Source organism: Polaromonas jejuensis NBRC 106434 (assembly GCF_001598235.1).
In the GTDB taxonomy this organism is placed as follows: Bacteria; Pseudomonadota; Gammaproteobacteria; order Burkholderiales; family Burkholderiaceae_C; genus Polaromonas; species Polaromonas jejuensis.
In genome coordinates this window covers 64522-84625 of sequence record NZ_BCYO01000012.1, presented here as the reverse complement: position 1 = coordinate 84625, position 20104 = coordinate 64522, and the positions used below count along the sequence as shown (strand labels likewise).

The 20104-nt window shown below is 64.4% G+C and carries 24 protein-coding genes and 1 pseudogene; 18 read left to right on the top strand and 7 right to left on the bottom strand.

The window, feature by feature from the left end; all coding sequences use genetic code 11:
* The first annotated feature begins 33 nt into the window (after window positions 1-33).
* The 3 genes from PJE01S_RS14785 to PJE01S_RS14775 all read left to right on the top strand — a co-directional run bounded on the left by PJE01S_RS14785 (window position 34) and on the right by PJE01S_RS14775 (window position 2188).
* Window positions 34-1416 (top strand): AsmA family protein, encoded by a 1383-nt coding sequence (locus tag PJE01S_RS14785; RefSeq protein WP_068834396.1) that lies wholly within the window; start codon window positions 34-36, stop codon window positions 1414-1416.
* Window positions 1417-1681: 265 nt separating this feature from the next.
* On the top strand, window positions 1682-1867 hold the full coding sequence (locus PJE01S_RS14780; RefSeq protein WP_068834395.1) for a DUF1328 family protein: 186 nt from the start codon (window positions 1682-1684) through the stop codon (window positions 1865-1867).
* Between the two features lie 3 nt (window positions 1868-1870).
* Window positions 1871-2188 carry a hypothetical protein gene (locus tag PJE01S_RS14775; RefSeq protein ID WP_068834394.1) on the top strand — a complete coding sequence of 106 codons (318 nt, stop codon included), beginning with the start codon at window positions 1871-1873 and terminating at the stop codon, window positions 2186-2188.
* 38 nt (window positions 2189-2226) lie between these two features.
* On the opposite strand, the gene PJE01S_RS14770 is transcribed toward PJE01S_RS14775, so the two are convergent.
* Complete coding sequence (locus PJE01S_RS14770; protein WP_068834393.1) at window positions 2227-3009, bottom strand: class II aldolase/adducin family protein; 783 nt, start codon at window positions 3007-3009, stop codon at window positions 2227-2229.
* Window positions 3010-3102: 93 nt separating this feature from the next.
* Here PJE01S_RS14770 and PJE01S_RS14765 point away from each other — a divergent pair, with 93 nt between their 5' ends.
* Window positions 3103-3810 carry a Crp/Fnr family transcriptional regulator gene (locus tag PJE01S_RS14765; RefSeq protein ID WP_068834392.1) on the top strand — a complete coding sequence of 236 codons (708 nt, stop codon included), beginning with the start codon at window positions 3103-3105 and terminating at the stop codon, window positions 3808-3810.
* A 104-nt stretch (window positions 3811-3914) separates the two neighbouring features.
* Here the strand turns inward: PJE01S_RS14765 and PJE01S_RS14760 are convergent, their stop codons facing one another.
* Together PJE01S_RS14760 and PJE01S_RS14755 are read right to left on the bottom strand one after the other, a co-directional pair.
* Window positions 3915-4493, bottom strand: a complete 579-nt coding sequence (locus PJE01S_RS14760; RefSeq protein ID WP_068834391.1) for an NADPH-dependent FMN reductase — start codon at window positions 4491-4493, stop codon at window positions 3915-3917.
* Window positions 4494-4524: 31 nt separating this feature from the next.
* Window positions 4525-5151, bottom strand: coding sequence for a LysE family translocator (locus PJE01S_RS14755; protein WP_068834444.1), 627 nt, complete (start codon window positions 5149-5151; stop codon window positions 4525-4527).
* A gap of 276 nt (window positions 5152-5427) precedes the next feature.
* Between PJE01S_RS14755 and PJE01S_RS14750 the strand changes: the two genes are divergently transcribed.
* The 9 genes from PJE01S_RS14750 to PJE01S_RS14710 all read left to right on the top strand — a co-directional run bounded on the left by PJE01S_RS14750 (window position 5428) and on the right by PJE01S_RS14710 (window position 13374).
* The gene (locus PJE01S_RS14750; protein WP_084389565.1) at window positions 5428-5685 is read left to right on the top strand and encodes a type II toxin-antitoxin system Phd/YefM family antitoxin; all 258 of its coding nucleotides are present in this window, start codon (window positions 5428-5430) and stop codon (window positions 5683-5685) included.
* Window positions 5685-6107, top strand: a complete 423-nt coding sequence (locus tag PJE01S_RS14745; RefSeq protein ID WP_068834390.1) for a type II toxin-antitoxin system VapC family toxin — start codon at window positions 5685-5687, stop codon at window positions 6105-6107. The genes PJE01S_RS14750 and PJE01S_RS14745 overlap by 1 nt, the downstream gene beginning before the upstream one ends.
* Window positions 6108-6199: 92 nt before the next feature.
* Complete coding sequence (mnmG, locus tag PJE01S_RS14740) at window positions 6200-8218, top strand: tRNA uridine-5-carboxymethylaminomethyl(34) synthesis enzyme MnmG (RefSeq protein WP_068834389.1); 2019 nt, start codon at window positions 6200-6202, stop codon at window positions 8216-8218.
* Entirely contained in the window at window positions 8218-8871 is a 654-nt protein-coding gene (gene rsmG, locus PJE01S_RS14735) for a 16S rRNA (guanine(527)-N(7))-methyltransferase RsmG (RefSeq protein WP_068834388.1), read from the top strand. Before mnmG ends, rsmG begins: the two co-directional genes overlap by 1 nt.
* 136 nt (window positions 8872-9007) lie before the next feature.
* Complete coding sequence (locus PJE01S_RS14730; protein ID WP_068834387.1) at window positions 9008-9634, top strand: LysE family transporter; 627 nt, start codon at window positions 9008-9010, stop codon at window positions 9632-9634.
* 69 nt (window positions 9635-9703) lie between these two features.
* Complete coding sequence (locus tag PJE01S_RS14725) at window positions 9704-10474, top strand: ParA family protein (RefSeq protein ID WP_068834386.1); 771 nt, start codon at window positions 9704-9706, stop codon at window positions 10472-10474.
* Window positions 10475-10583: 109 nt separating this feature from the next.
* The gene (locus PJE01S_RS14720; protein ID WP_068834385.1) at window positions 10584-11150 is read left to right on the top strand and encodes an RBBP9/YdeN family alpha/beta hydrolase; all 567 of its coding nucleotides are present in this window, start codon (window positions 10584-10586) and stop codon (window positions 11148-11150) included.
* Between the two features lie 2 nt (window positions 11151-11152).
* Window positions 11153-12412, top strand: coding sequence for a serine hydrolase domain-containing protein (locus PJE01S_RS14715; RefSeq protein WP_068834384.1), 1260 nt, complete (start codon window positions 11153-11155; stop codon window positions 12410-12412).
* Between the two features lie 32 nt (window positions 12413-12444).
* Window positions 12445-13374, top strand: coding sequence for a ParB/RepB/Spo0J family partition protein (locus PJE01S_RS14710; RefSeq protein ID WP_068834383.1), 930 nt, complete (start codon window positions 12445-12447; stop codon window positions 13372-13374).
* Between the two features lie 120 nt (window positions 13375-13494).
* Here the strand turns inward: PJE01S_RS14710 and PJE01S_RS14705 are convergent, their stop codons facing one another.
* The gene (locus tag PJE01S_RS14705) at window positions 13495-14916 is read right to left on the bottom strand and encodes an FAD-binding oxidoreductase (RefSeq protein ID WP_068834382.1); all 1422 of its coding nucleotides are present in this window, start codon (window positions 14914-14916) and stop codon (window positions 13495-13497) included.
* 99 nt (window positions 14917-15015) lie between these two features.
* Complete coding sequence (locus PJE01S_RS14700) at window positions 15016-15387, bottom strand: EF-hand domain-containing protein (RefSeq protein ID WP_068834442.1); 372 nt, start codon at window positions 15385-15387, stop codon at window positions 15016-15018.
* A gap of 234 nt (window positions 15388-15621) precedes the next feature.
* On the opposite strand from PJE01S_RS14700, the gene PJE01S_RS14695 reads away from it, so the two are divergent.
* The 3 genes from PJE01S_RS14695 (at window position 15622) to PJE01S_RS14685 (ending at window position 17907) form a co-directional block, all read left to right on the top strand.
* Window positions 15622-16188 (top strand): cob(I)yrinic acid a,c-diamide adenosyltransferase, encoded by a 567-nt coding sequence (locus PJE01S_RS14695; RefSeq protein WP_068834381.1) that lies wholly within the window; start codon window positions 15622-15624, stop codon window positions 16186-16188.
* Window positions 16189-16288: 100 nt separating this feature from the next.
* Window positions 16289-16873, top strand: coding sequence for a TMEM175 family protein (locus tag PJE01S_RS14690; RefSeq protein WP_068834380.1), 585 nt, complete (start codon window positions 16289-16291; stop codon window positions 16871-16873).
* A gap of 218 nt (window positions 16874-17091) precedes the next feature.
* Window positions 17092-17907 carry a mechanosensitive ion channel family protein gene (locus PJE01S_RS14685; protein ID WP_068834441.1) on the top strand — a complete coding sequence of 272 codons (816 nt, stop codon included), beginning with the start codon at window positions 17092-17094 and terminating at the stop codon, window positions 17905-17907.
* Window positions 17908-18219: 312 nt separating this feature from the next.
* Here the strand turns inward: PJE01S_RS14685 and PJE01S_RS26395 are convergent.
* A pseudogene (locus PJE01S_RS26395) lies at window positions 18220-18303 on the bottom strand (VOC family protein); the annotation flags it as partial.
* Here PJE01S_RS26395 and PJE01S_RS25755 point away from each other — a divergent pair.
* Window positions 18302-18463: a hypothetical protein gene (locus PJE01S_RS25755; RefSeq protein ID WP_218017524.1), complete on the top strand. Its 162-nt coding sequence runs from the start codon at window positions 18302-18304 to the stop codon at window positions 18461-18463. The pseudogene PJE01S_RS26395 and the gene PJE01S_RS25755 sit on opposite strands and share 2 nt — an antisense overlap.
* Window positions 18464-18510: 47 nt before the next feature.
* On the opposite strand, the gene PJE01S_RS25195 is transcribed toward PJE01S_RS25755, so the two are convergent.
* Window positions 18511-19065: a hypothetical protein gene (locus PJE01S_RS25195; RefSeq protein WP_157090341.1), complete on the bottom strand. Its 555-nt coding sequence runs from the start codon at window positions 19063-19065 to the stop codon at window positions 18511-18513.
* A gap of 247 nt (window positions 19066-19312) precedes the next feature.
* Here PJE01S_RS25195 and PJE01S_RS24535 point away from each other — a divergent pair, with 247 nt between their 5' ends.
* Complete coding sequence (locus PJE01S_RS24535) at window positions 19313-20044, top strand: hypothetical protein (RefSeq protein WP_157090340.1); 732 nt, start codon at window positions 19313-19315, stop codon at window positions 20042-20044.
* Window positions 20045-20104 lie beyond the last annotated feature (60 nt).

Below are 20104 nucleotides of genomic sequence, written 5' to 3'. Positions count from 1 at the left end.
GTGCACAGGGTCTGAAGTTGCCACAATTAGCAGATGGAAAAGGTTTTCAAATGGCTGGTCTGGCTGGCGCTCGGCCTGATGGTGCTGCTGGCGGCGGTGGCGTTCACGCTGCACCGCTGGATCGCCACGGGCGGCTTCAGGCTGCGCGTTGAGCGCGAGGCCTCGGCGGCGCTGAGCGTGCCGGTCACCTTGGGCGGCGTGGCCGTCGATGTGTGGCCGCTGCCGGCCGTGGCCCTGAGCGGCATCGTGGTGCAGAGCAACCCGCCGCTCACCCTGGGGCGGGTGGCGTTGCGGCCGCTGTGGCAGCCGCTGCTGCACGGGCAGCTGGCCGTGGCCACGCTGCTGGTACACCGGGCGGTCTTGCCGCAGCAAGGCATTGACGCGCTGCTGCTGTCGCTACAAAAAAAGGAGCTGGCAGCGCCCGTTCAGCCCGGGCCGCAGCCAAAAAATGTTTCAAGTTTTACGCTGAAGAAGGGGACCCTGCCGGGCTTGCCGCGCCGCACCGTGCTGGACGATGTGACCTGGATCAGCGCCAGCGGTGCGCGCACCACGCTGGAGGGCGAGGCCAGGCTGGGCGCGGATGGCCTGCCCGACAGCGCGCAGCTATTACTGCTCAAGGGCCATTTGCAGGGCCTGCGCGCCAGTCTCAAGCGCGCGCCAGCGGAGACGAATGAAGTGCCCGCCGCCGGGGACCAGTGGACGCTGCGCATCGAGGTGGGCGGCGGCGAAGTCCAGGGCCGGCTGGGCCTGAAACAGGCGGCCGCCGCAGCCTCACCGGCCCGGGCCGGTGAGGCGCCGCCACCCGCCTGGGTCATGACCGGCCAGCTGCAGACCAAGGGCGTGGAAGTCTCGGCGCTGACCGCGCCCAGCGCGGCGCTGGCCGGCCGGCTGGAGGCCACGACCACGCTGAATGCGCGGGCCACCACCACCGGCGCGCTGGTCGATGCATTGCAAAGCCACACCACCTTCATGGTGCGCCATGCGGTGCTCAACGGCCTGGACCTGGCCAGGGCCGTGCAAACCGCGGGCCCGAGCCGCGGCGGCCAGACGCCGCTGGACACCTTGGCCGGGCAGGTCAGCACGCGGGGCCGCGCCGCGCAGCTGAGCAACCTGGTGGCCAGCTCGGGCGTGCTGAGCGCCGCCGGCAATGTCGCCATTTCGCCGGCCCGGGCCCTGAGCGGCAAGCTCACCGTGATGCTGGCCGGCGACAGCCGGATCGGCAGTGCCATTGGCGGGGCGGTGGGCGTGCCGCTGACGGTGGGCGGCACGCTGGACAAGCCCGAGCTCACGCTGTCGCGGTCGGCCCTGCTGGGGGCGGCGATTGGCACGGCGCTGCTGCCCGGCGTGGGCACGGGAGCCGGCGCCAAGCTGGGCGACCGGCTCGGGGACGGGCTGCGCAACCTGTTTGGCAAGTAGCGGCGGCGATGGCGTGCCGTTTGGCTGGGCCGCGCGCACCCTGATCTCACCCCTGCCGGGCGCGTCCTACAGCGCGCATCCCGACGTTCACCTGGCGCTGCAGAAGGACACCGGAGCGTGGGTCTTGTCCTACAGGCAGGTGCGGGCGCGGCCGAGGCGTGAACTTCGTGCGGACTTTTAGCATCTGACGATCACCACAAGCCTTTTCATGGCGGTGTGTCCATCGCTTCATCCTGCGAGGTGAAGCTTTGCATGGGAGAACTTGATGTTCAAGTACGCGATTATTTTTGCGCTGATCGCGGTGCTGGCGGCTGCCCTCGGTTATAGCGGCGTGGCAGCCGGCGCTGCCGGCATCGCCAAGGTGCTGTTCGGCCTGTTCCTGATTCTGGCGCTCATCTTTGTGGTGCTGGCGGCCCTGGGCGTGGGCGCTGTCAACAAGGTGATGAAGTAAACAATGAAATCTCCCCTTCCCGAGCCATCGGGCAAGCTGGCGTCGCGGCTCAAGGCCCGCTTTTTTCAACCGCAATCGCCCCCCGGGCCAGATGAGGCCGCACCGTCACGGGAAGTGACGACTGCGCCCCGGCGTGCGGTGGGCTTTCCGGCGAGCATTGCCGAATTTCTGCTGGTCTTCCGTCTGCGTCTGCGTGTGCGCCGGCGTTCGGCGCTCTCCGCCGAGATGCTGGAGCGCGCAGTGCGCATGGTGATGGTGACCTGCCAGAACTGGTTTGCCCCCAGGGACAAGCCGAAAAGCGGGCCGCGCCAGGACGCCTGAATCGGGTCCGCCGGCCTGCTTGCCAGTGGCCGCCTGTGTCAGGACTTGTAGCTGTCGTCCAGCCGGTCCAGCTTGCGGATGAGGGCGGGCCAGACAAAGGCGCCGCCCAGGCCGCCGGTCTGCACGCGCATGGCTTCGGCCACGCCTTTGACGATCAGCGGGTTGACTTCGGTCAGTTCGCCGCCGGTGTATCCGCCTGATTGGGCATCGAGCTGGATGCGGCAGGTGTTCTCAAAGGTGTACATGCTGAGAAACGCGTCGGCAATCGTCTGGCCCACCACCAGCAGGCCGTGGTTGCGCAGCATCAGGAAATTGGCCTGTCCCAGGTCGGCCTGCAGGCGCGGTTTTTCCTCGTCGCGAAAGGCCACGCCTTCGTAGCCGTGGTAGGCCAGCGAGGCCAGCACAAAGGTGGACTGCTGGCTGATGGGCAGCACGCCGCATGTCTGCGCGCTCACGGCCACGCCGGCACGCGTGTGGGTGTGCAGCACACAGCCGGCGTCGGCGCGGGCCTCGTGCACGGCGCTGTGGATCACAAAGCCGGCCGGGTTGACGGGAAAAGGCGACTCAATGACCTTGTTGCATTGCCCGTCGATCTTGACCAGGCTGGATGCCGTGATCTCGTCGAACATCAGGCCGTAGGGGTTGATCAGGAAGTGGTGGGCGCCGGGGCCGGAAACCGACTCGGGCAGCTTGGCGCTGATGTGGGTGAAGACCAGGTCGCTCCAGCCGTAAAGCGCCACCAGCCGGTAGCAGGCGGCCAGGTCGCAGCGCAGCTGCCATTCGTCGGCGCTGACGGCTGCCTTGAGGGAAGGGATGTGCATGGTGTGTCTCCAGGGTGGTTTTAAAAAGTGGACTCAACCGCACGATACGTCGCTGCTTGACGGGCAACTGTCAAAAATTTGACAATTGACACCATGCCTGCCGCCTCCGAGACACCACCCTCCCTGCTGTCCCGCATGTCGGCCAACCCGTGGTTTGGCGCGCTGCCGCTGGCCGACCGGCAGGCCTTGCTGGGGTCCGCCGAACTGCTGCGCCTGCGGCCCGGCGAGATGCTGTTTCGCCAGGGCGATGCCCCCGGTGGTTTTTACGGCCTGCTCAGCGGCCAGCTGAAGATTTCCTCGCTGCGCGAAGACGGGCGCGAAGCCATTCTCGTGGTGCTGGAGGCGGGCAACTGGATAGGCGAGATCTCGCTGATCGACCGCCAGCCGCGCACCCACGACGCCACGGCGCTGGTGGCGGCCGAGGTGCTGGTGGTGCCGCAGCCTGCCTTTGCGGCGCTGATGGAGGGCGCCGCCTTTGCGCAGGCGATTGCCGGCCTGCTGGCTGCCCGCGTGCGCTCGCTGTACGGCATGGTGGAAGACGCGGCCTTGCGCTCAACCCGCGCGCGCGTGGTGCGGCGCCTGCTGCTGCTGGCGCGCGGCGACGCCACGATGGCACTGAATGCGCGGCCCGTGGTGCCGGTGTCGCAGGAGGCGCTGGCCATGATGCTGGGCATCACCCGGCAGACGCTGTCCAAGGAACTCAAGGCGCTGGTGGCGCTGGGCGCGGTGGTGCTGCACTACCGGCGCATCGAGATCCGCTCGGCGGCACGGCTGCTGGCGCTTAGCAATACCTCGCGCTAGGCGCTTGCTATAAAAATAATAGCTATTGGCATAAGCGCAGCCTGGGCTTGAACCCGATTCATCTGGTTGCCGGGCCGCAGCCGGCGCAGGCGTGAAGCCGCTGGTCAGGCCGCGAGGCGCTGGGCCGCAAACAACACCTGGTCAATCACCGCCTGCACATTCTTGCGGTGCGCGTCATTGACCAGCTGGCCTTGCGCGTCGAACGCGTCGCCCGCGTGGCCCAGTGCGAAGTTGCGCGGCGCGACCCAGCATTGCACGTTGAGCAGCAGCGGCGCGAGGTGGCTTTGCGAGCGCAGGCCGCCCAGTGCACCGGGTGAGGCACTCAGAATGCCGACCACCTTGCCGCGCGAGAACTTGAATTCGTCGGTCCAGTCCGGGTCCGACTTGACCGGGCTGGAGGCCCAGTCGATGGTGTTCTTGAGCAGGGCGGAGTAGCTGGCGTTGTACTCGGGCGAGCAGATGATCCAGGCCGGGTGCTCGTACATCAGCTGCTTGAGCCGCATCACGTCGGCCGGCGTGCCGCGGGCTTCGAGGTCGGCGTTGTACATCGGGATGTCGAAGTCGGCCAGTTCGATGTGCGTGACCTCGGCGCCGCTGTCCTGGGCCAGTTGCGCGGCCACACGGGCCAGCTTGCGGTTGAAGGAGTGCTGGCGAGTGCTGCCGGCGAAGATCAGGAGTTTCATGGGTGGATGAGCGTGGGGAGTGGGAAGGGGTTCAGCGCTCGGACAGCGCCAGGCGCGCGGCCAGGCCGAGGAAGACGCTGCCGGCCGCCCAGTTCAGGGCGCGCTGGGCGCGTGCCGAGCGCTGGAAGGCCTGGCCCAGCGAGGCGGCAAACCAGGCGATGGCGCCAAAGGTGAGCAGGGTGGCCAGGATGAAGACGAGGCCCAGGCCGAGAATCTGCAGGCCCACGCTGCCGCGCGCGGGGTTCACGAACTGCGGCAGAAAGGCCAGAAAGAAGATCACCACCTTGGGGTTGCTCAGGTTCATGACGACGCCGCGGCGGTACATCTGCGCGTTGCTCAGGGCCGGGACCCCAGTGCTCGCCGCGCCGCCCACCGGGGCGCGAAAGGCCTGCCAGGCCATGTAGGCGAGGTAGGCCGCACCGGCCAGCTTCAGCACGGTGAAGGCCGTGGCCGAGGCGGCAAACACTGTCGCCAGGCCCAGCGCCACGGCCGCGGTGTGAAACAGCAGGCCGGTGCACAGACCCAGCACCACGAAGAAGCCGGCGCGCCGCCCCTGCAGCGCGGATTGCAGCAAGACAAACAGATTGTCCGGGCCGGGCGAGAGGCCTAGCAGCACGGACACGCCAAAGAAGGCCAGCAGGGTTTCAGGGGTGGGCATGGGCTTGGTAATTGATAAGGGTTGGCGGGCGGCAAGGGACTGGCTGCCCGCCATTCTGACCGGATTCCGGCGCGATGCCACGCCGCCGTGTGGCCGGCTTGCCTGGTTTCAGGTGTTTTATGCCGCCAGCCCCCGCTGCTATTGCGCAACATGCTATTGAAAGTATAGCTAATGATTGACGCGCGGCGGGCGTTGGCGGCCCCACCGCGTAGCACCTCCAAGCCCGAGGGGATAGCCGGCACCGGTAAAATGTACAGATTGGAGAGATTTGTACATATGCATACCCTGTCTTTGAGTGAATTCCGCGCCAATGCGTCTGCCATGCTGGATCTGGTGGAGCAGGGGCAAAGCGTGCGGATTCTGCGCCACGGCAAGGCCGTGGCCGAGCTGGTGCCGCCAAGCGCCGAGGCCAGCGCCCGCGTGCCGAGCTGGAAGCGCGAAATTGAACCGCTGCGCATCGTGCGGCCCGATGGCAAGACCGGCGCCCAGCTGATGGTGCAAGAGCGTCTGCAAGAAGACAGGGGGAGCGCTTGATGCGCGTGCTGTTTGACAGCTCGGCGCTCTACAAGCGCTACAACGCCGAGGCCGGCCGCGAGCAGGTGCTGGCCGCCGGCGCGCGCGCCAGTGAAGTGGTGGTGGCGGCGCACTGCAAGTCCGAGATTGCTTCGGCCTTGAGCCGCCAGCGCCATGAAGGCCTGGTCGGCGCGCAAGACTACGCCCGCATCATGCAGATCGTGCAGCGCGACTTTGCCGACTTCACCGCCGTGCCGCTGGATGGCCGGGTGGAGGCCCATTCGCTCGCGGCCATGGAAGCCAGCCGCCTGCCGGCCATGGACGCGCTGCACATCGGCGCGGCCCAGGCGGCGCGCGTGGACCTGTTTGTCACCGCCGACCGGCGCCAGGCCTTGGCGGCCCAGGCCGCCGGCCTGAAAACTGAATTAATCGTAGAGGCTTGAAATGATGTACCTCCACGTTCGCGGCGTAGCCGCTTCTCTGCCCCCCGAAGGGGCGCAAGCCGTCCTTGGGGCGGCCCTACAGAAGGCTTGACATGTTTTACCCCCAGGAATTTGACGTCATCGTGGTCGGCGGAGGCCATGCCGGCACCGAGGCCGCGCTGGCCGCCGCCCGCATGGGCTGCAAGACCCTGCTGCTGACGCACAACATCGAGACGCTGGGCCAGATGAGCTGCAACCCGTCCATAGGCGGCATTGGCAAGGGCCATCTGGTCAAGGAAGTGGACGCCATGGGCGGCGCCATGGCGCTGGCCACCGACGAGGGCGGCATACAGTTCCGCATCCTGAACAGCTCCAAGGGCCCGGCCGTGCGCGCCACGCGGGCCCAGGCGGACCGCATTCTGTACAAGGCCGCCATACGCCGCCGGCTGGAGAACCAGCCCAACCTGTGGCTGTTCCAGCAGGCCGTCGATGACCTGATGGTCGAAGGTGAGCGCGTGGTCGGTGCCGTGACGCAGGTCGGCATCAGGTTTCGCGCGCGCACCGTGGTGCTGACGGCCGGCACCTTCCTGGACGGCAAGATCCATGTCGGCCTGAACAACTACGCGGCCGGGCGGGCGGGCGATCCGCCGGCGCTGTCGCTGAGCGCGCGCCTGAAGGAACTCAAGCTGCCGCAAGGCCGGCTGAAGACCGGCACGCCGCCGCGCATTGATGGCCGCTCGATTGACTTCAGTAAGTGCACGGTGCAGCCGGGCGACGGCATGCCCGGCGGCACCGAAGGCCCGGTGCCGGTGTTCAGCTTCATGGGCGGCCAGATCGCGCATCCGCAGCAAATGCCGTGCTGGATCACCCACACGAATGAGCGCACGCACGACATCATCCGCTCCGGCTTTGACCGCAGTCCGATGTTCACCGGCAAGATAGACGGCGTGGGCCCGCGCTACTGCCCGAGCGTGGAAGACAAGATCAACCGCTTTGCCGACAAGGACAGCCACCAGATTTTCCTGGAGCCCGAAGGCCTGACCACGCACGAGATTTACCCCAACGGCATCTCGACCAGCCTGCCGTTTGACATCCAGTACGACCTGGTGCGCTCCATGGCCGGCATGGAAAACGCCCATATCCTGCGGCCCGGCTATGCCATCGAGTACGACTACTTTGACCCGCGCTCGCTGAAAAGCAACTTTGAAACCCGCGCCATAGGCGGCCTGTTCTTCGCCGGCCAGATCAATGGCACCACAGGTTACGAAGAGGCGGCGGCCCAGGGTATGTTCGCCGGCATCAATGCGGCGCTGCAATGTCAGGGCAAGGAAGCGTGGTGCCCCAAGCGCGACGAGGCCTACCTGGGCGTGCTGGTGGACGACCTGATCACCAAGGGCGTGACCGAGCCTTACCGCATGTTCACCAGCCGGGCCGAGTTCCGCCTGATGCTGCGTGAAGACAATGCCGACGCGCGCCTGACCGAAAAGGGCAGGGAGCTGGGCCTGGTGGACGATGCACGCTGGGATGCCTTCAACCGAAAGCGCGACGCTGTTTCACGTGAAACACAGCGTCTGCAGTCCATCTGGGTCAATCCCAACAGCCTGCCGGTGGCCGAGGCCGAGCGCGTGCTGGGCAAGGCGATTGAACGCGAATACAACCTGGCGGACTTGTTGCGCCGGCCCGATGTGAATTACGCCGGCCTGATGTCTATGAATGAAGGCCAGTATGCCAACGCCGAAATTCCAACCGGGCAGAACCATGCTGCGGAAGAGGGTGTTTCACGTGAAACATCCGGGGGTGCCTTGCCGGCGGACCTGATCAAAAGCGTGATCGAGCAGATCGAAATCACGGCCAAGTACGCGGGCTACATCAACCTGCAGAAGGAAGAGGTGGAGCGTGCCTCGCACTATGAAAACCTCAAGCTGCCGGCCGATCTGGATTATCTGCAGGTCTCGGCCCTGAGTTTTGAGGCGCGCCAGACCCTGGCCAAGCACCGGCCTGAAACGCTGGGCATGGCCTCGCGCATCTCGGGTATCACGCCCGCCACGGTGTCCCTGCTGCTGGTGCACTTGAAAAAGAACCTGTGGAAAAACACGCTTCCCGTCAAAACCACCGAGCAGGTGAATACCTGATGCGCGGCGCCGAACAGGAATTGCGCGCCGGTCTGAAGGCTTTGCGGCTGGATTTGAGCGACCAGCAGGTGGCCCAGCTGCTGGACTACCAGGCCTTGATTGGCAAGTGGACCAAGGTCTACAACCTCACGGCGGTGCGCGACCCGGCCGAGATGATGACGCATCACCTGCTGGACAGTCTGGCCGCCGTGGCGCCCTTGCAGCGCCATTTGCAAAAGGCCGGCCTAGAGCAGGGCAGCCGCCTGCTGGATGTCGGCTCGGGCGCCGGCTTGCCGGGCGTGGTGATCGCCATTTGCTGCCCCGCGGTGGCGGTGACCTGCGTGGACACGGTGGCCAAGAAGGCGGCTTTCATCAAGCAGGCGGCGTTGGCGCTGAAGCTGCCCAATCTCACGGGCCTGCATGCGCGTGTGGAAAGCATTGCCCAGCCATTCGATGTGATCTGCTCGCGCGCCTTTGCCTCGCTGCATGACTTCACCCAATGGTCTGTTGGCGCGCTGGCGCCGCAGGGTGCCTGGATGGCCATGAAGGGCAAGTACCCCGCCGACGAGTTGGCGGTGCTGCCGCCCAATGTCCAAGTGTTTCACGTGGAACAGTTGCAGGTGCCGGGGTTGGATGCCGAGCGCTGCATACTCTGGATGCGGCGCAAAACCTGAGGCGAGGCCTCCATCCGGCCCGAAAATGGCTGGATAGGGAGGCGCTGCTGCTGCGTGCGGACCACAAAAGCCGCGTTTGCCACCGCGCCTTGCACACCCTGTCGTAAACTCAGGCCACTCACTTCTGGGGACCTCCATGCTCGGCTCGTTTGTCGGCGTTGCCGACTATGGCGCTTTTGTCGCCGCCATCATTATTTTTCTGCTCATTCCCGGTCCCGGCAACCTCGCGCTGATCACCTCCACCGGCAAGGGCGGTATTCCCGGTGGCCTGGGCGCGACCCTTGGCGTGATTGCGGGCGATCAGGTTTTGCTTTGGGCCGCGGTGGCCGGCGTGTCGGCGGTGATGGCGGCTTACCCCACGGCCTTTCATGCCGTGCAGTGGCTGGGCGCGGCCTACCTGGCTTGGCTGGGCGCCAGGATGCTGCTGGCCAAGCCCGGTGATGCGCCGCTTTTGCAGATCAGGCCGCGCCATTACTTTCGCCAGGCCTTGCTGATCACGCTGCTCAACCCCAAGGCGATTGTGTTTTACATGGCCTTTTTCCCGCTCTTCATCGATCCGGCCCAGCACCAGGGCATGAAGACTTTTGGCGTGATGGCCGTGACCATTGCCGCGCTGACCTTTTTGTATGGCTTGGTGGCCGTGCTGCTGACTTACTTCCTGGCCGAGCGGATTCGGGCCAGCCCGAAAATCTCCGCCGTGCTGGCAAAAGCCGCCGGCATATTCCTGATCGCCTTTGGCGTCAAGCTGGCGGTTTCCAGGTAAGCCGGCAAGGTCGCTGCACTATTTCCTGCCCCGTTTTCCACCCCAACAGAACAAGAACGACACCCACTCATGGCCAAAATTTTCTGCGTTGCCAACCAAAAAGGCGGGGTCGGCAAGACCACCACCACGGTCAATCTGTCGGCCGGCCTGGCCAAGGTCGGCCAGCGCGTGCTGATGATAGACCTGGACCCGCAAGGCAATGCGACCATGGGTTCCGGCGTGGACAAGCGCCAGCTTGAACTCACCATTTACGACGTGCTGCTCGAATCGGCATCGATCGCCGAAGCCCGCGTGCGCAGCGAGAAATGCGGCTACGACGTGCTGGGCGCCAACCGCGAGCTGGCCGGTGCCGAGGTCGAGATGGTGTCCTTGGAGCGCCGCGAAAAGCGCCTCAAGCTGGCCCTGGCCGAGGTCGAGAGAAACTATGACTTCGTGCTGATAGATTGCCCGCCCTCGCTGTCCATGCTCACGCTCAACGGCCTGTGCTGCGCCCACGGCGTGATCGTGCCCATGCAGTGCGAGTACTTTGCGCTGGAAGGCCTGACCGACCTGGTCAACACCATCAAGCAGGTGCATGCCAACCTCAACAAGGACCTGCAGATCATCGGCCTCCTGCGCGTGATGTTCGACCCGCGCATCACCCTGCAGCAGCAGGTGAGCGAGCAGCTCAAGGAGCATTTTGGCGACAAGGTGTTCAACACCGTGATCCCACGCAATGTGCGGCTGGCCGAAGCGCCCAGCTATGGCCTGCCCGGTGTGGTGTTTGACCCGTCCTCCAAGGGGGCGCAGTCCTTCGTGGCCTTTGCCGAAGAAATGGTCGAACGCATCAAGAACATGTGAGCCGGCAGTTTTATTGATGAAATCACCATCCAGCCCTTATTTCATGAGCGTATCTAGCTATCAAAAACATAGCGAAACCGGCTCGCCAGTGACCTGATTGACCGAACGCATGAAAGCCCGCAACGTCCTGATTCTTCCCGGCTGGCAAAACAGCGGCCCCGGGCACTGGCAAAGCCGCTGGGAGCACGCCCATGGCTACACGCGTGTGGAGCAGCACGACTGGCTGCGGCCGCTGCGTGGCGACTGGATTGCGCGGCTGGAAGACGTGCTGCTGTCCTGCGACGAACCCGCCGTGCTGGTCGCCCACAGCCTGGGCTGCGTGCATGTGGCGGCCTGGGCGGCACATTCCAGAAATACCCACCGTGTCAAGGGCGCGCTGCTGGTGGCGCCGCCCGATGTGGAGCGTGAAGATGTGCGCCCCCTACTGCCCAGCTGGTCGCCGGTCCCCTTGCAGGCGCTGCCCTTCAAAAGCGTGCTCTTCACCAGCGGTGACGACCCCTTTTGCGCGCCGGAGCGGGCGCTGCAGTTTGCCAGCGCCTGGGGCGCGGAACCGGTCGATGCCGGCCTGCGCGGCCACCTCAATGCCGAGAGCGGCCTGGGCGACTGGCCCGAGGCGCACGCCCATCTGCAGCGCCTGCAAGGCCTGCCGGTGGCGGCCACCACACAGACGGTTTGAGGATGCGCCTGCGACAGCTTCTTTTTCGCGCTGCGCTGCTGTTGCTGGCGCTTGCCGGCACGTCGGCACGCGCCGAGCCAGACGAAGAGCTGCTTGGCAAGGCACGCAACTATCCATTGGGCACGGCCGGCACCTGGTACGGCAATCCCTTTCGTGTCGGCTCCTGGTCGGCACTCGACAAGGTGCCCGGCATACAGACCCGGCTGGTGTCACGCCCGGTAGCGGCCAGCCCCTTGCCGCGTGCGGCCCAGCCGGCGGCCATTGCCTATCGCTACCGCAACCTCAGCTACACGCTGGCCGACTACCTGCAGCGCCAGCGCGCCACCGGCCTGCTGGTGCTTAAAAACGGCGAGATCGTGGCCGAGCATTACCGCTACGGGCGCCGGGACGATGCACGCTTTCTGTCGTTTTCCATGGCCAAGAGCGTGACCGCGCTGCTCATGGGCCAGGCGCATGCGCTGGGCCTGGTCGCGTCGCTCGACGACCCGGCGGAAAAATACGTCAAGGCGCTGGCCGGCAGCCCCTATGGCGCCAGCAGTATTCGCCAGCTGCTGCGCATGAGCTCGGGCCTGACCTTTACCGAACGCTACGACGGCCAGGACGACATTGCCCGGCTCGCGCGCGCCAGCGCCGGTGCGGCGGGCGCCGGCTCACCCGTTGATGTGCTGCGCAGCATCACGCAGCGCCATACGGCCCCCGGTGAAAAATTTGTCTACGCCAGCGCCGAGACCGATGTGCTGGGCCGCGTGCTGACGGCGGCCACCGGCAAAAACATGGCCGAGCTCACCACCGAGTGGCTGTGGAAACCCATGGGGGCCGAGCACGACGCGTTCTGGCGCCTCGCCAGCGACGGGCAGGAGCAATCCTTCGGCGGCTTCAATGCCAGCCTGCGTGACTGGGCCCGTCTGGGCCTGCTGCTGGCGAACGACGGGAAGGCCGGCTCGCAGCAAGTGCTGCCGCGCGACTACCTGCTCGACGCCACCGATCCCGCGCGCCAGCCGCCGGCTTTCCGGCCGCGCAAGGCCACGCCTTATTTCGGCTACGGCTACCAGTTCTGGCTGCTGCCGCTGCGCGAACGCAGTTTCGCCATGCAGGGCATCCACGGCCAGACCGTCTACGTGCAGCCCTCATCCGGCCTGGTGCTGGTGCTGACCTCGGTCTGGGAAAGCGCCAGCGGCAAGCAAAACCCCCAGCCCTACGAAGAACGCGACGCGCTGTGGCGCGGTGTATTGCAGTCGCTGGGCGGCAGCACGGCCGAATAAACAGCTACCGATTAGATATCAAGAAGGAAACCATGGTCACGAAAAAACCAAAGGGCCTGGGCCGCGGGCTGGAAGCCCTGCTCGGTCCCAAAGTCAGCGAATCAGCGGACGCGGACAACGCCAACAGCAGCGCCACCAGCCCGGGGCTGCCGGCCTCGCTGCGATTGGCCGATATGGTGGCCGGCCAGTACCAGCCGCGTACCCGCATGGACGAGGGCGCGCTCTACGAGCTGGCCGAATCCATCAAGATGCAGGGCATCATGCAGCCCATACTGGTGCGGCGCCTGAACCACGGGGCCCATGACGGCAAGTACGAGATCATTGCCGGAGAGCGCCGCTTCCGTGCCGCCAAAATTGCCGGCCTGGACAGCGTGCCGGTGCTGGTGCGCGACGTGCCCGACGAGTCGGCCGCGGCCATGGCCCTGATTGAAAACATCCAGCGCGAGGACCTCAACCCGCTGGAAGAGGCCCATGGTTTGCAACGGCTGGTGAGAGAGTTCGGGCTCACTCACGAACTTGCTGCGCAGGCCGTGGGGCGCTCGCGCAGCGCCGCCTCCAACCTGCTGCGCCTGCTGAATCTGGCCGACCCGGTGCAGACCATGCTGATGGCCGGCGACCTGGACATGGGCCATGCGCGCGCCCTGCTGACCCTGGACCGCGCCACGCAAATCACCGCGGCCAACCAGATCAGCGCCAAGAAAATGTCGGTGCGCGAGGCCGAAAGCCTGGTCAAAAAGCTCAGCGCCGAGTTCTCGCTGAAGCCGCAAAAGGTCGCCAAGGAAAAGTCGCGCGACACCCGCCGCGTCGAAGAAGAGCTGGCCGACCTGCTGATGGCCGAGGTGGAAGTGCGCGTCAAAAAGCAGGTCAAACGCAATGGCCGGCGCGAAGACATGGGCGAGGTGGCGATCCAGTTCTCGTCCATGGACGAACTCAATGGGCTGATAGAGCGGCTGCGCGGCTGAAGACCGCTGGCGCCTGAACACAGAAAAGCCTCCCGATGGGAGGCTCTTTCATGCCCTCCGCCATGCCCGGCGCAAGCCTGGACAGGTGCGCTCAGAACGCTCAGAAGGGGCAGGGCAGGCTTATAGCGTAAAAATCTTGCCCGGGTTCATGATGTTCTTAGGGTCGAGGGCGCGCTTGATGGTGCGCATCACTTCCACCGCGCCGTCGCCGGTCTCGCTCAGCAAAAAATCCATTTTGCCCAGGCCTATGCCGTGCTCGCCGGTGCAAGTGCCTTCCAGGCTCAGGGCGCGGGCCACCAGCTTGTGGTTCAGGTCTTCGGCGGTTTCGCGTTCCTCGGGCTTGTCGGGATCGATCAGGTAGCCAAAGTGGAAGTTGCCGTCGCCCACATGGCCGACGAGGAAATAGGGGATGCCGCTAGCGTCGACCTCGGCCACCGACGCCAGCAGGCAGTCGGCCAGGCGCGAAATCGGCACGCAGGTGTCGGTCGAAATGGCGCGGCAGCCGGGGCGTGACTGGATGGCGGCGAAGTAGGCGTTGTGGCGCGCCGTCCAGAGCCGCGTGCGCTCTTCCGGCGTGCTGGCCCATTCAAAGGCCTGGCCGCCATGGCCGCTGGCCAGTTCCTGGACCAGTTCGGCCTGTTCCTTCACGCTGCTGGGCGTGCCGTGAAATTCCATCAGCAGCATGGGTTCCTCGCGCAGGCCGAGCTTGCTGTGCGCATTGACCATGCGCACGGTGTTCACGTCGATCAGTTCCACGCGGGCAATCGGCACGCCGACCTGAATGACCTCGATGGTGGTGCGCACCGCCGCTTCAATGCTGGGGAAGGAGCAGATCGCGGCCGAGATGGCTTCGGGCAAGGGGTAGAGCTTCACCGTGACTTCGGTGATCACGCCCAGCGTGCCTTCGCTGCCCACCATGAGGCGCGTCAGGTCGTAGCCGGCCGATGATTTTTTGGCCCGGGTGCCGGTACGTATCACCTCACCGCTGGCGAGGACCACTTCCAGCGCCAGCACGTTTTCGCGCATGGTGCCGTAGCGCACGGCGTTGGTGCCGCTGGCGCGTGTGGCGCTCATGCCGCCCAGCGTCGCGTCGGCACCCGGGTCAATCGGGAAGAACAGGCCGGTGCTCTTGATCTCCTCATTGAGCTGCTTGCGCGTCACGCCGGGCTGCACCGTCACGGTCAGGTCTTCGGCGTTGACGGACAGCACCCGGTTCATGCGGCTGACGTCTATGCTGATGCCGCCCTGCACGGCCAGCAAATGGCCTTCCAGCGAGGAGCCGACGCCAAACGGAATGACAGGCACCTTGTACTGGCTGGCCAGCTTCACGGCATCGGCCACGTCGGCCGTGCTTTCCGCAAAGATCACCGCGGCCGGCGGCGGCGCGGCAAACGAGGATTCGTCGCGGCCGTGCTGCTCACGCACCACCAGGGCGGTGGAGCAGCGCTCGGCAAAGCGGGTCTTCAGAGCGTCGATTAGCGCCGCAGGCGTCTCGCGCTGGTGGATTTCGGGAATCAGGTGCTGGGGAATCGGTGCGTTCATGGGTGTCTCCGGGGTCGGAGACACAGTTTACGACGTATGGGTGCCTGAACGTCTGATGCCGGCGCCTGGCGTGGGGCTGACGTGCGCCCAGGGGATGCTTCAGAAGCCGGAGCCTGCGGCCCGATGGAAGTCCTCGCGCGAGAGAAAGCCCTTGTGGTTTGTGTCGAACTCGTCGAAGTGCGGCGCCAGGGCCGGGAAATGCTCGGCCTCCTGGCGGCTCAGTTTGCCGTCGTGGTTGGTATCGGCCCGGTCGAAGGCGGCGTCCAGATCCTTGGCGGTGGTCCGGTTGTGAGGGATGGCATCTGTTGTGCCTGCGGACGTCAGCTGGGCGGCTGGACGCGGGGGGCTGGCGGTCGCGGTGGCGGGGGTCTGGGCCCTGGCGCTCATGATGCCGCCCGCCACCACCAGAGCGGCAAAAAGCACCGCACTGCGTACTTCAAGGTTCGGAATAGAATGTTTTTTCACGGTCATCAGTACGCGCATGCGGAGGTCTCTCAAGTTTGAACAAGGCGCCCATTGCAACTCATCAGGCGGCCATCTGCCAGCAGTTTTGCAGGGTGTTTCCTCACTCACATGAGGGCCTACGACGAAACATTTCTTTGCCTGGCGTAACGCCCGCGCAGGTTTACACAGGTTTGATGCACCCGGCGCGTCGGCAAGGCCATTGATTAACCCAACCCATTGCGCCCAGCGCACTTCAACACCATGGCCAACAGACTTTCACAGATTGCCACGCGCACCGGCGACAACGGCACCACCGGACTGGGTGACAACACCCGCGTTTCCAAGGACAGCCTGCGGGTGCATGCCATGGGCGATGTCGATGAACTGAACTCGCATATCGGCGTGCTGCTCTGCGAAGAGCTGCCCGCGGGCGTGCGCGAGCTGCTGGTGGAGGTGCAGCACCAGCTCTTCAACCTGGGCGGAGAGCTGTCGATTCCGGGCTATGAGCTGATCAAGCCGGAAGCCGTGGCGCAGCTCGATGCAGCGCTGGCGGAACACAACGCCCAGCTGCCGCGCCTGGCGGAATTCATTTTGCCGGCCGGCTCGCGCGCCGCCTCGCTGGCGCATGTGTGCCGCACCGTGGCGCGCCGCGCCGAACGCGCCGTGGTGGCGCTGGGTGCGGCCGAGCAGATCAAGGATGCACCGCGCCAGTACCTGAATCGCCTGAGCGATTTGCTGTTCGTGCTGTCGCGCGTGCTCAACCGCATGAACGGCGGCGACGATGTGTACTGGAAAAGCGAGCGTATGGTGCGCATGGCACAGGAATAGTGGCCGGCCTGCAACGCAGCGCCGCGCGGCCTTGCTTTTTGCCGGTCACCGTAGCAATCTCTGGGCCGCGGAGGTTGGCATGACGACAGGTGCGGCTGGAATGAGCAAAGGCAGGATTGAGGCGTTCAGCGATGGCGTGATCGCCATCATCATTACCATCATGGTGCTGGAGTTGAAGGTGCCGCATGGCGAGAGCCTGGACGCGCTGGCGCCCCTGGGCCCGGTGTTTCTAAGCTATGTGCTGAGCTTTGTCTACGTCGGCATCTACTGGAACAACCACCACCACATGCTGAATGCCGTTCATACGGTGACCGGGCCCATGCTGTGGGCCAACCTGTACCTGTTGTTCTGGCTGTCGCTGTTTCCCTTTGCGACAGGCTGGGTGGGGGAGAACCATTTTGCCGCCGTACCCTCCGCCATCTATGGTGTCGTGTTGTTGATGGCGGCGATCGCCTACTGGATACTGCAGCAAATCATCATTACGTCGCAAGGGCGTGACTCCCTCTTGAGGAAGGCAGTCGGCAGCGACTGGAAGGGCAAGGTATCTCCCGTCCTTTACCTGGCGGGTATTGCCACGGCGTTCTGGTCGCACTGGGTGTCCCAGGGGTGCTACGTCTTTGTGGCGCTGATGTGGCTGGTGCCGGATAGGCGCATAGAGAAGGCGCTTGCCAGCAGGGAGTCGTAAGCTCGAACGGGCGGCGCCTGTTGTAGCCCGGTGTCGTCGCCGGGCGTCGATCCGCTCGTGGTCATGGGCGCGCCCCAGAGGGCTATTGGCGCTGACCGGGGCCTGGCCAGCGCTCTGGTTCGCGGGTGATCCAGGGCTTTGCGTTGCACGCGGTTTACAGACCGCTGGCGGGTTCCTAATGTGCATAGATTTGTCTGCAGTAAAAAGGGAGGATGTTCATGAATACCGCAAAAATAGGCAGCTGGGTGGATCAGGCCCAGCCCATTCTGGTGGCCTTTGGCCTCAAGGCGCTTGGCGCGATTGTCGTTTTCATCGTGGGCCGCTGGCTCATAGGGCTGGTGACCCGCCTGGTAGGGGCGGGAATGACCCGGCAGGAAATCGACCCGACGGTGCAACGCTATCTGGTCAGCTTCATCACTGTTGCATTGAACATCATTCTTGTCGTTGCCATCCTGGGCTATTTTGGTGTGGAAACCACCAGCTTTGCGGCCCTGGTCGCCGGTGCGGGCGTGGCCATTGGCGCCGCCTGGAGCGGTTTGCTCGGCAATTTTGCCTCCGGCATTTTCCTGCTGGTGCTGCGTCCCTATCTGGTCGGCGACTATGTCACTGCCGGGGGAGTTGAAGGCACGGTGCTGGAGATTGGCCTGTTTGGAAGCACCATCAACACGCCGGACAACGTCAGGACCATCGTCGGCAACGCCAAGATCATGGGTGGCGACATCAAGAACTACACCGCCCATCCCTATCGCCGCGTCGAACTGGTTGCGCAATTGGCTGGCAGCGCCGACGTGCACAAGGCCATCGCGCTGCTCAAGGAGTCGGTCTCCGGGGTCGCCAACATCAGCAAGGATCCGGCGGTGGATGTCGAGATTCTGGAGTTCAACGAATTCGGCCCCAAGCTCGCCGTGCGTCCCTATTGCCACACCAACCATTACTGGCAGGTCTATTTCGACACCAACAAGGCCATTGCCGACACCCTGGGCGCGGCCGGCTTCCCGGTGGCGACGCGGCCGGTGAAGGTGTACCCGGTTTGATGTGGCTATAAAAACAATAGCTGCATTCGCCCGTCCTGTATGGGTGGGAGCCCTGAAGCCAACGAGTCCGCCCTGCAAAATTCATCCTGCTGCGCCAGTCACGCGCGACGAGTGCGCGAAGCGCGTAACGCCGGCCGATTGGATGATGCGGGAGAGCGTCACGCGCAGCGCCAACAGGCGCAATAACAGGCCCTTGAGCCCCAGGCGGGTGATGGCACGCAGCAGCCATCGGATGTTGTAACCGGCTGAGCACAGCACCAATCCGGCCGGTCGCGGCGCGCCTTCAAGGCAATACTTGGCGTCGACGATGCCGGAGTTCGGGAACAGGCTGACGTAAAACGCCGCCGCGTCCTCGGCCTGATGGTCGAACCAGAGGCATGTGCCGAGTTTCCGCATGGGCGACTCCTTGGTGGGCAATGAGGTCAAGCGCCGGCGCCTGATCGGCGCCACCGGTACTGCGTCGCGGCAATCCTTCAGGCGGGTACGCATCGCCTTGGTCGCTGTTCCAATGTGCGGGGCCACCTCTGCCGGCGCAGGCAAGCACGAGTGGAGGTGAGTTGGGTGGCGCTTGCACTGGGTCCGGTGGAATGATGGGTTGAGCGTCTATTGTCCATACACACGGCTATCGATTTCATTCTCGAGCCAGTCACCGAACTTCTCGACCTGCTCAATTGCCGTAGCAAGTTTCTCTGCGCTAACGTGAATAGTCGGTGGCATGAACCAAGCACTTTCGGCTTCGTCGACATCTGCAAGCAGGTCTCGCTCGCGTTCATTAACGAAAAAGGGGTATGCAAGTTTCCCAAGATCACTGCTCGAATAGGGGGTGCGGTGGCCTGCTATGGACTCAGGATGTTGAACTCGATTTCTTGCAAGCACCACTTCTTCAAGAACTTCAAGATTGGCCGGGCAATCCTCGAAGCGAATACCGAGGTGGTGCGCAAAATAAGCTCTATAGCCACTCAGCCAGCTCTTCTTGAATTTCGGCTTGAGCGAGTCATCAAGGTGAAAGTGGAGCAGTTTTTCAAATGTCTTCAGGTAGAGATGGTGAGATGCTGCAAGCATTGATATGCATGAGTACGCCAGAACATGGAGAGATTCATCGGCTTCGATCCACTCCCGAAGGAAGGGTGGTTCGCCATCTTCGCTGTACGGAGGCATGAACGGTTCTTGACCAGATCATGCGCGCCGGCGGCGTCGGCCTGGCACGCCATCTGTATGCGCGCCTCGGATCGGCCGAGGACCGTCCCGCTTAGGAGTTGGCCTGTGCGCATGCCTGGATTCCAGCGGGCAGTTCTCTGTTTTGAGATGGGTCTTAGGCATACGGCACCGTTCTGGCTTCAGATGCGGAGTAGGATTACATCCAAAATAAGGTATAAATCATTTACACCAATTTAGGACTTTTCCCATGATTAACCCCAGCGCGACCAACAGAAAAATCGTTGCCACGCCTGCCGGCGCCCCCGACTTAGCAGTGGTCAAGTCTTCCACCCAGCCACGGGCAACGGCGCCGACGACCGTTGCAGCGCCGGAACTGCCATCGAGCCCGCCTGAAGTGGCACCGGAGGCACGCAAAGAGCCGGTGATGAAGAAAGCATCGGTGCGTAAGCCCGAGCCCAAAGTGGCCGCAACGAAACAAGCGACCGTCAAGAAGGCCGCGCAGCGGAAGGGCAAGGCGGCGAAGCCGCCAGCGAAAAATGCATCAGCGGGCAAGAAGCTGGCGGCAGACAAAGCCCTCCCCAAAGGCGCCACGCCCAAAAAGACGGCGGCGAAGAAAACCGGACCTCTAAAGGCCCATGCGAAGAAGGCCGTCGCCGCGCCGCCTCAGCGCAAGCGCTCTACTGCGCGCGGGGTGGTATTGAAAAAGCCCGTCGAGCCAGCTGCGGTAGCCGCCGTGTGGGATGTGTCCAAGCCAAAGGCCAAACTCGTGCGTGACAGCTTCACGATGCCACAGCACGACTTCGGGCTGATTGCCGCGCTCAAATACCAAGCGCTAGGTTTCAAGCGCCCAACCAAGAAGAGTGAGCTTTTACGGGCGGGGTTGCATGCGCTTGCCAAACTCAGCAACACCGAACTGCGCAGCGCCCTTGATTCGTTGACACCATTGAAGGCTGGCCGTCCGAAGAAAAAAGCCAGCTAGGCGTTGGCGCGGCCGAAGCCTCAGGCCATCCACACTCGTTCACTCGCGGCGCGGCACCGA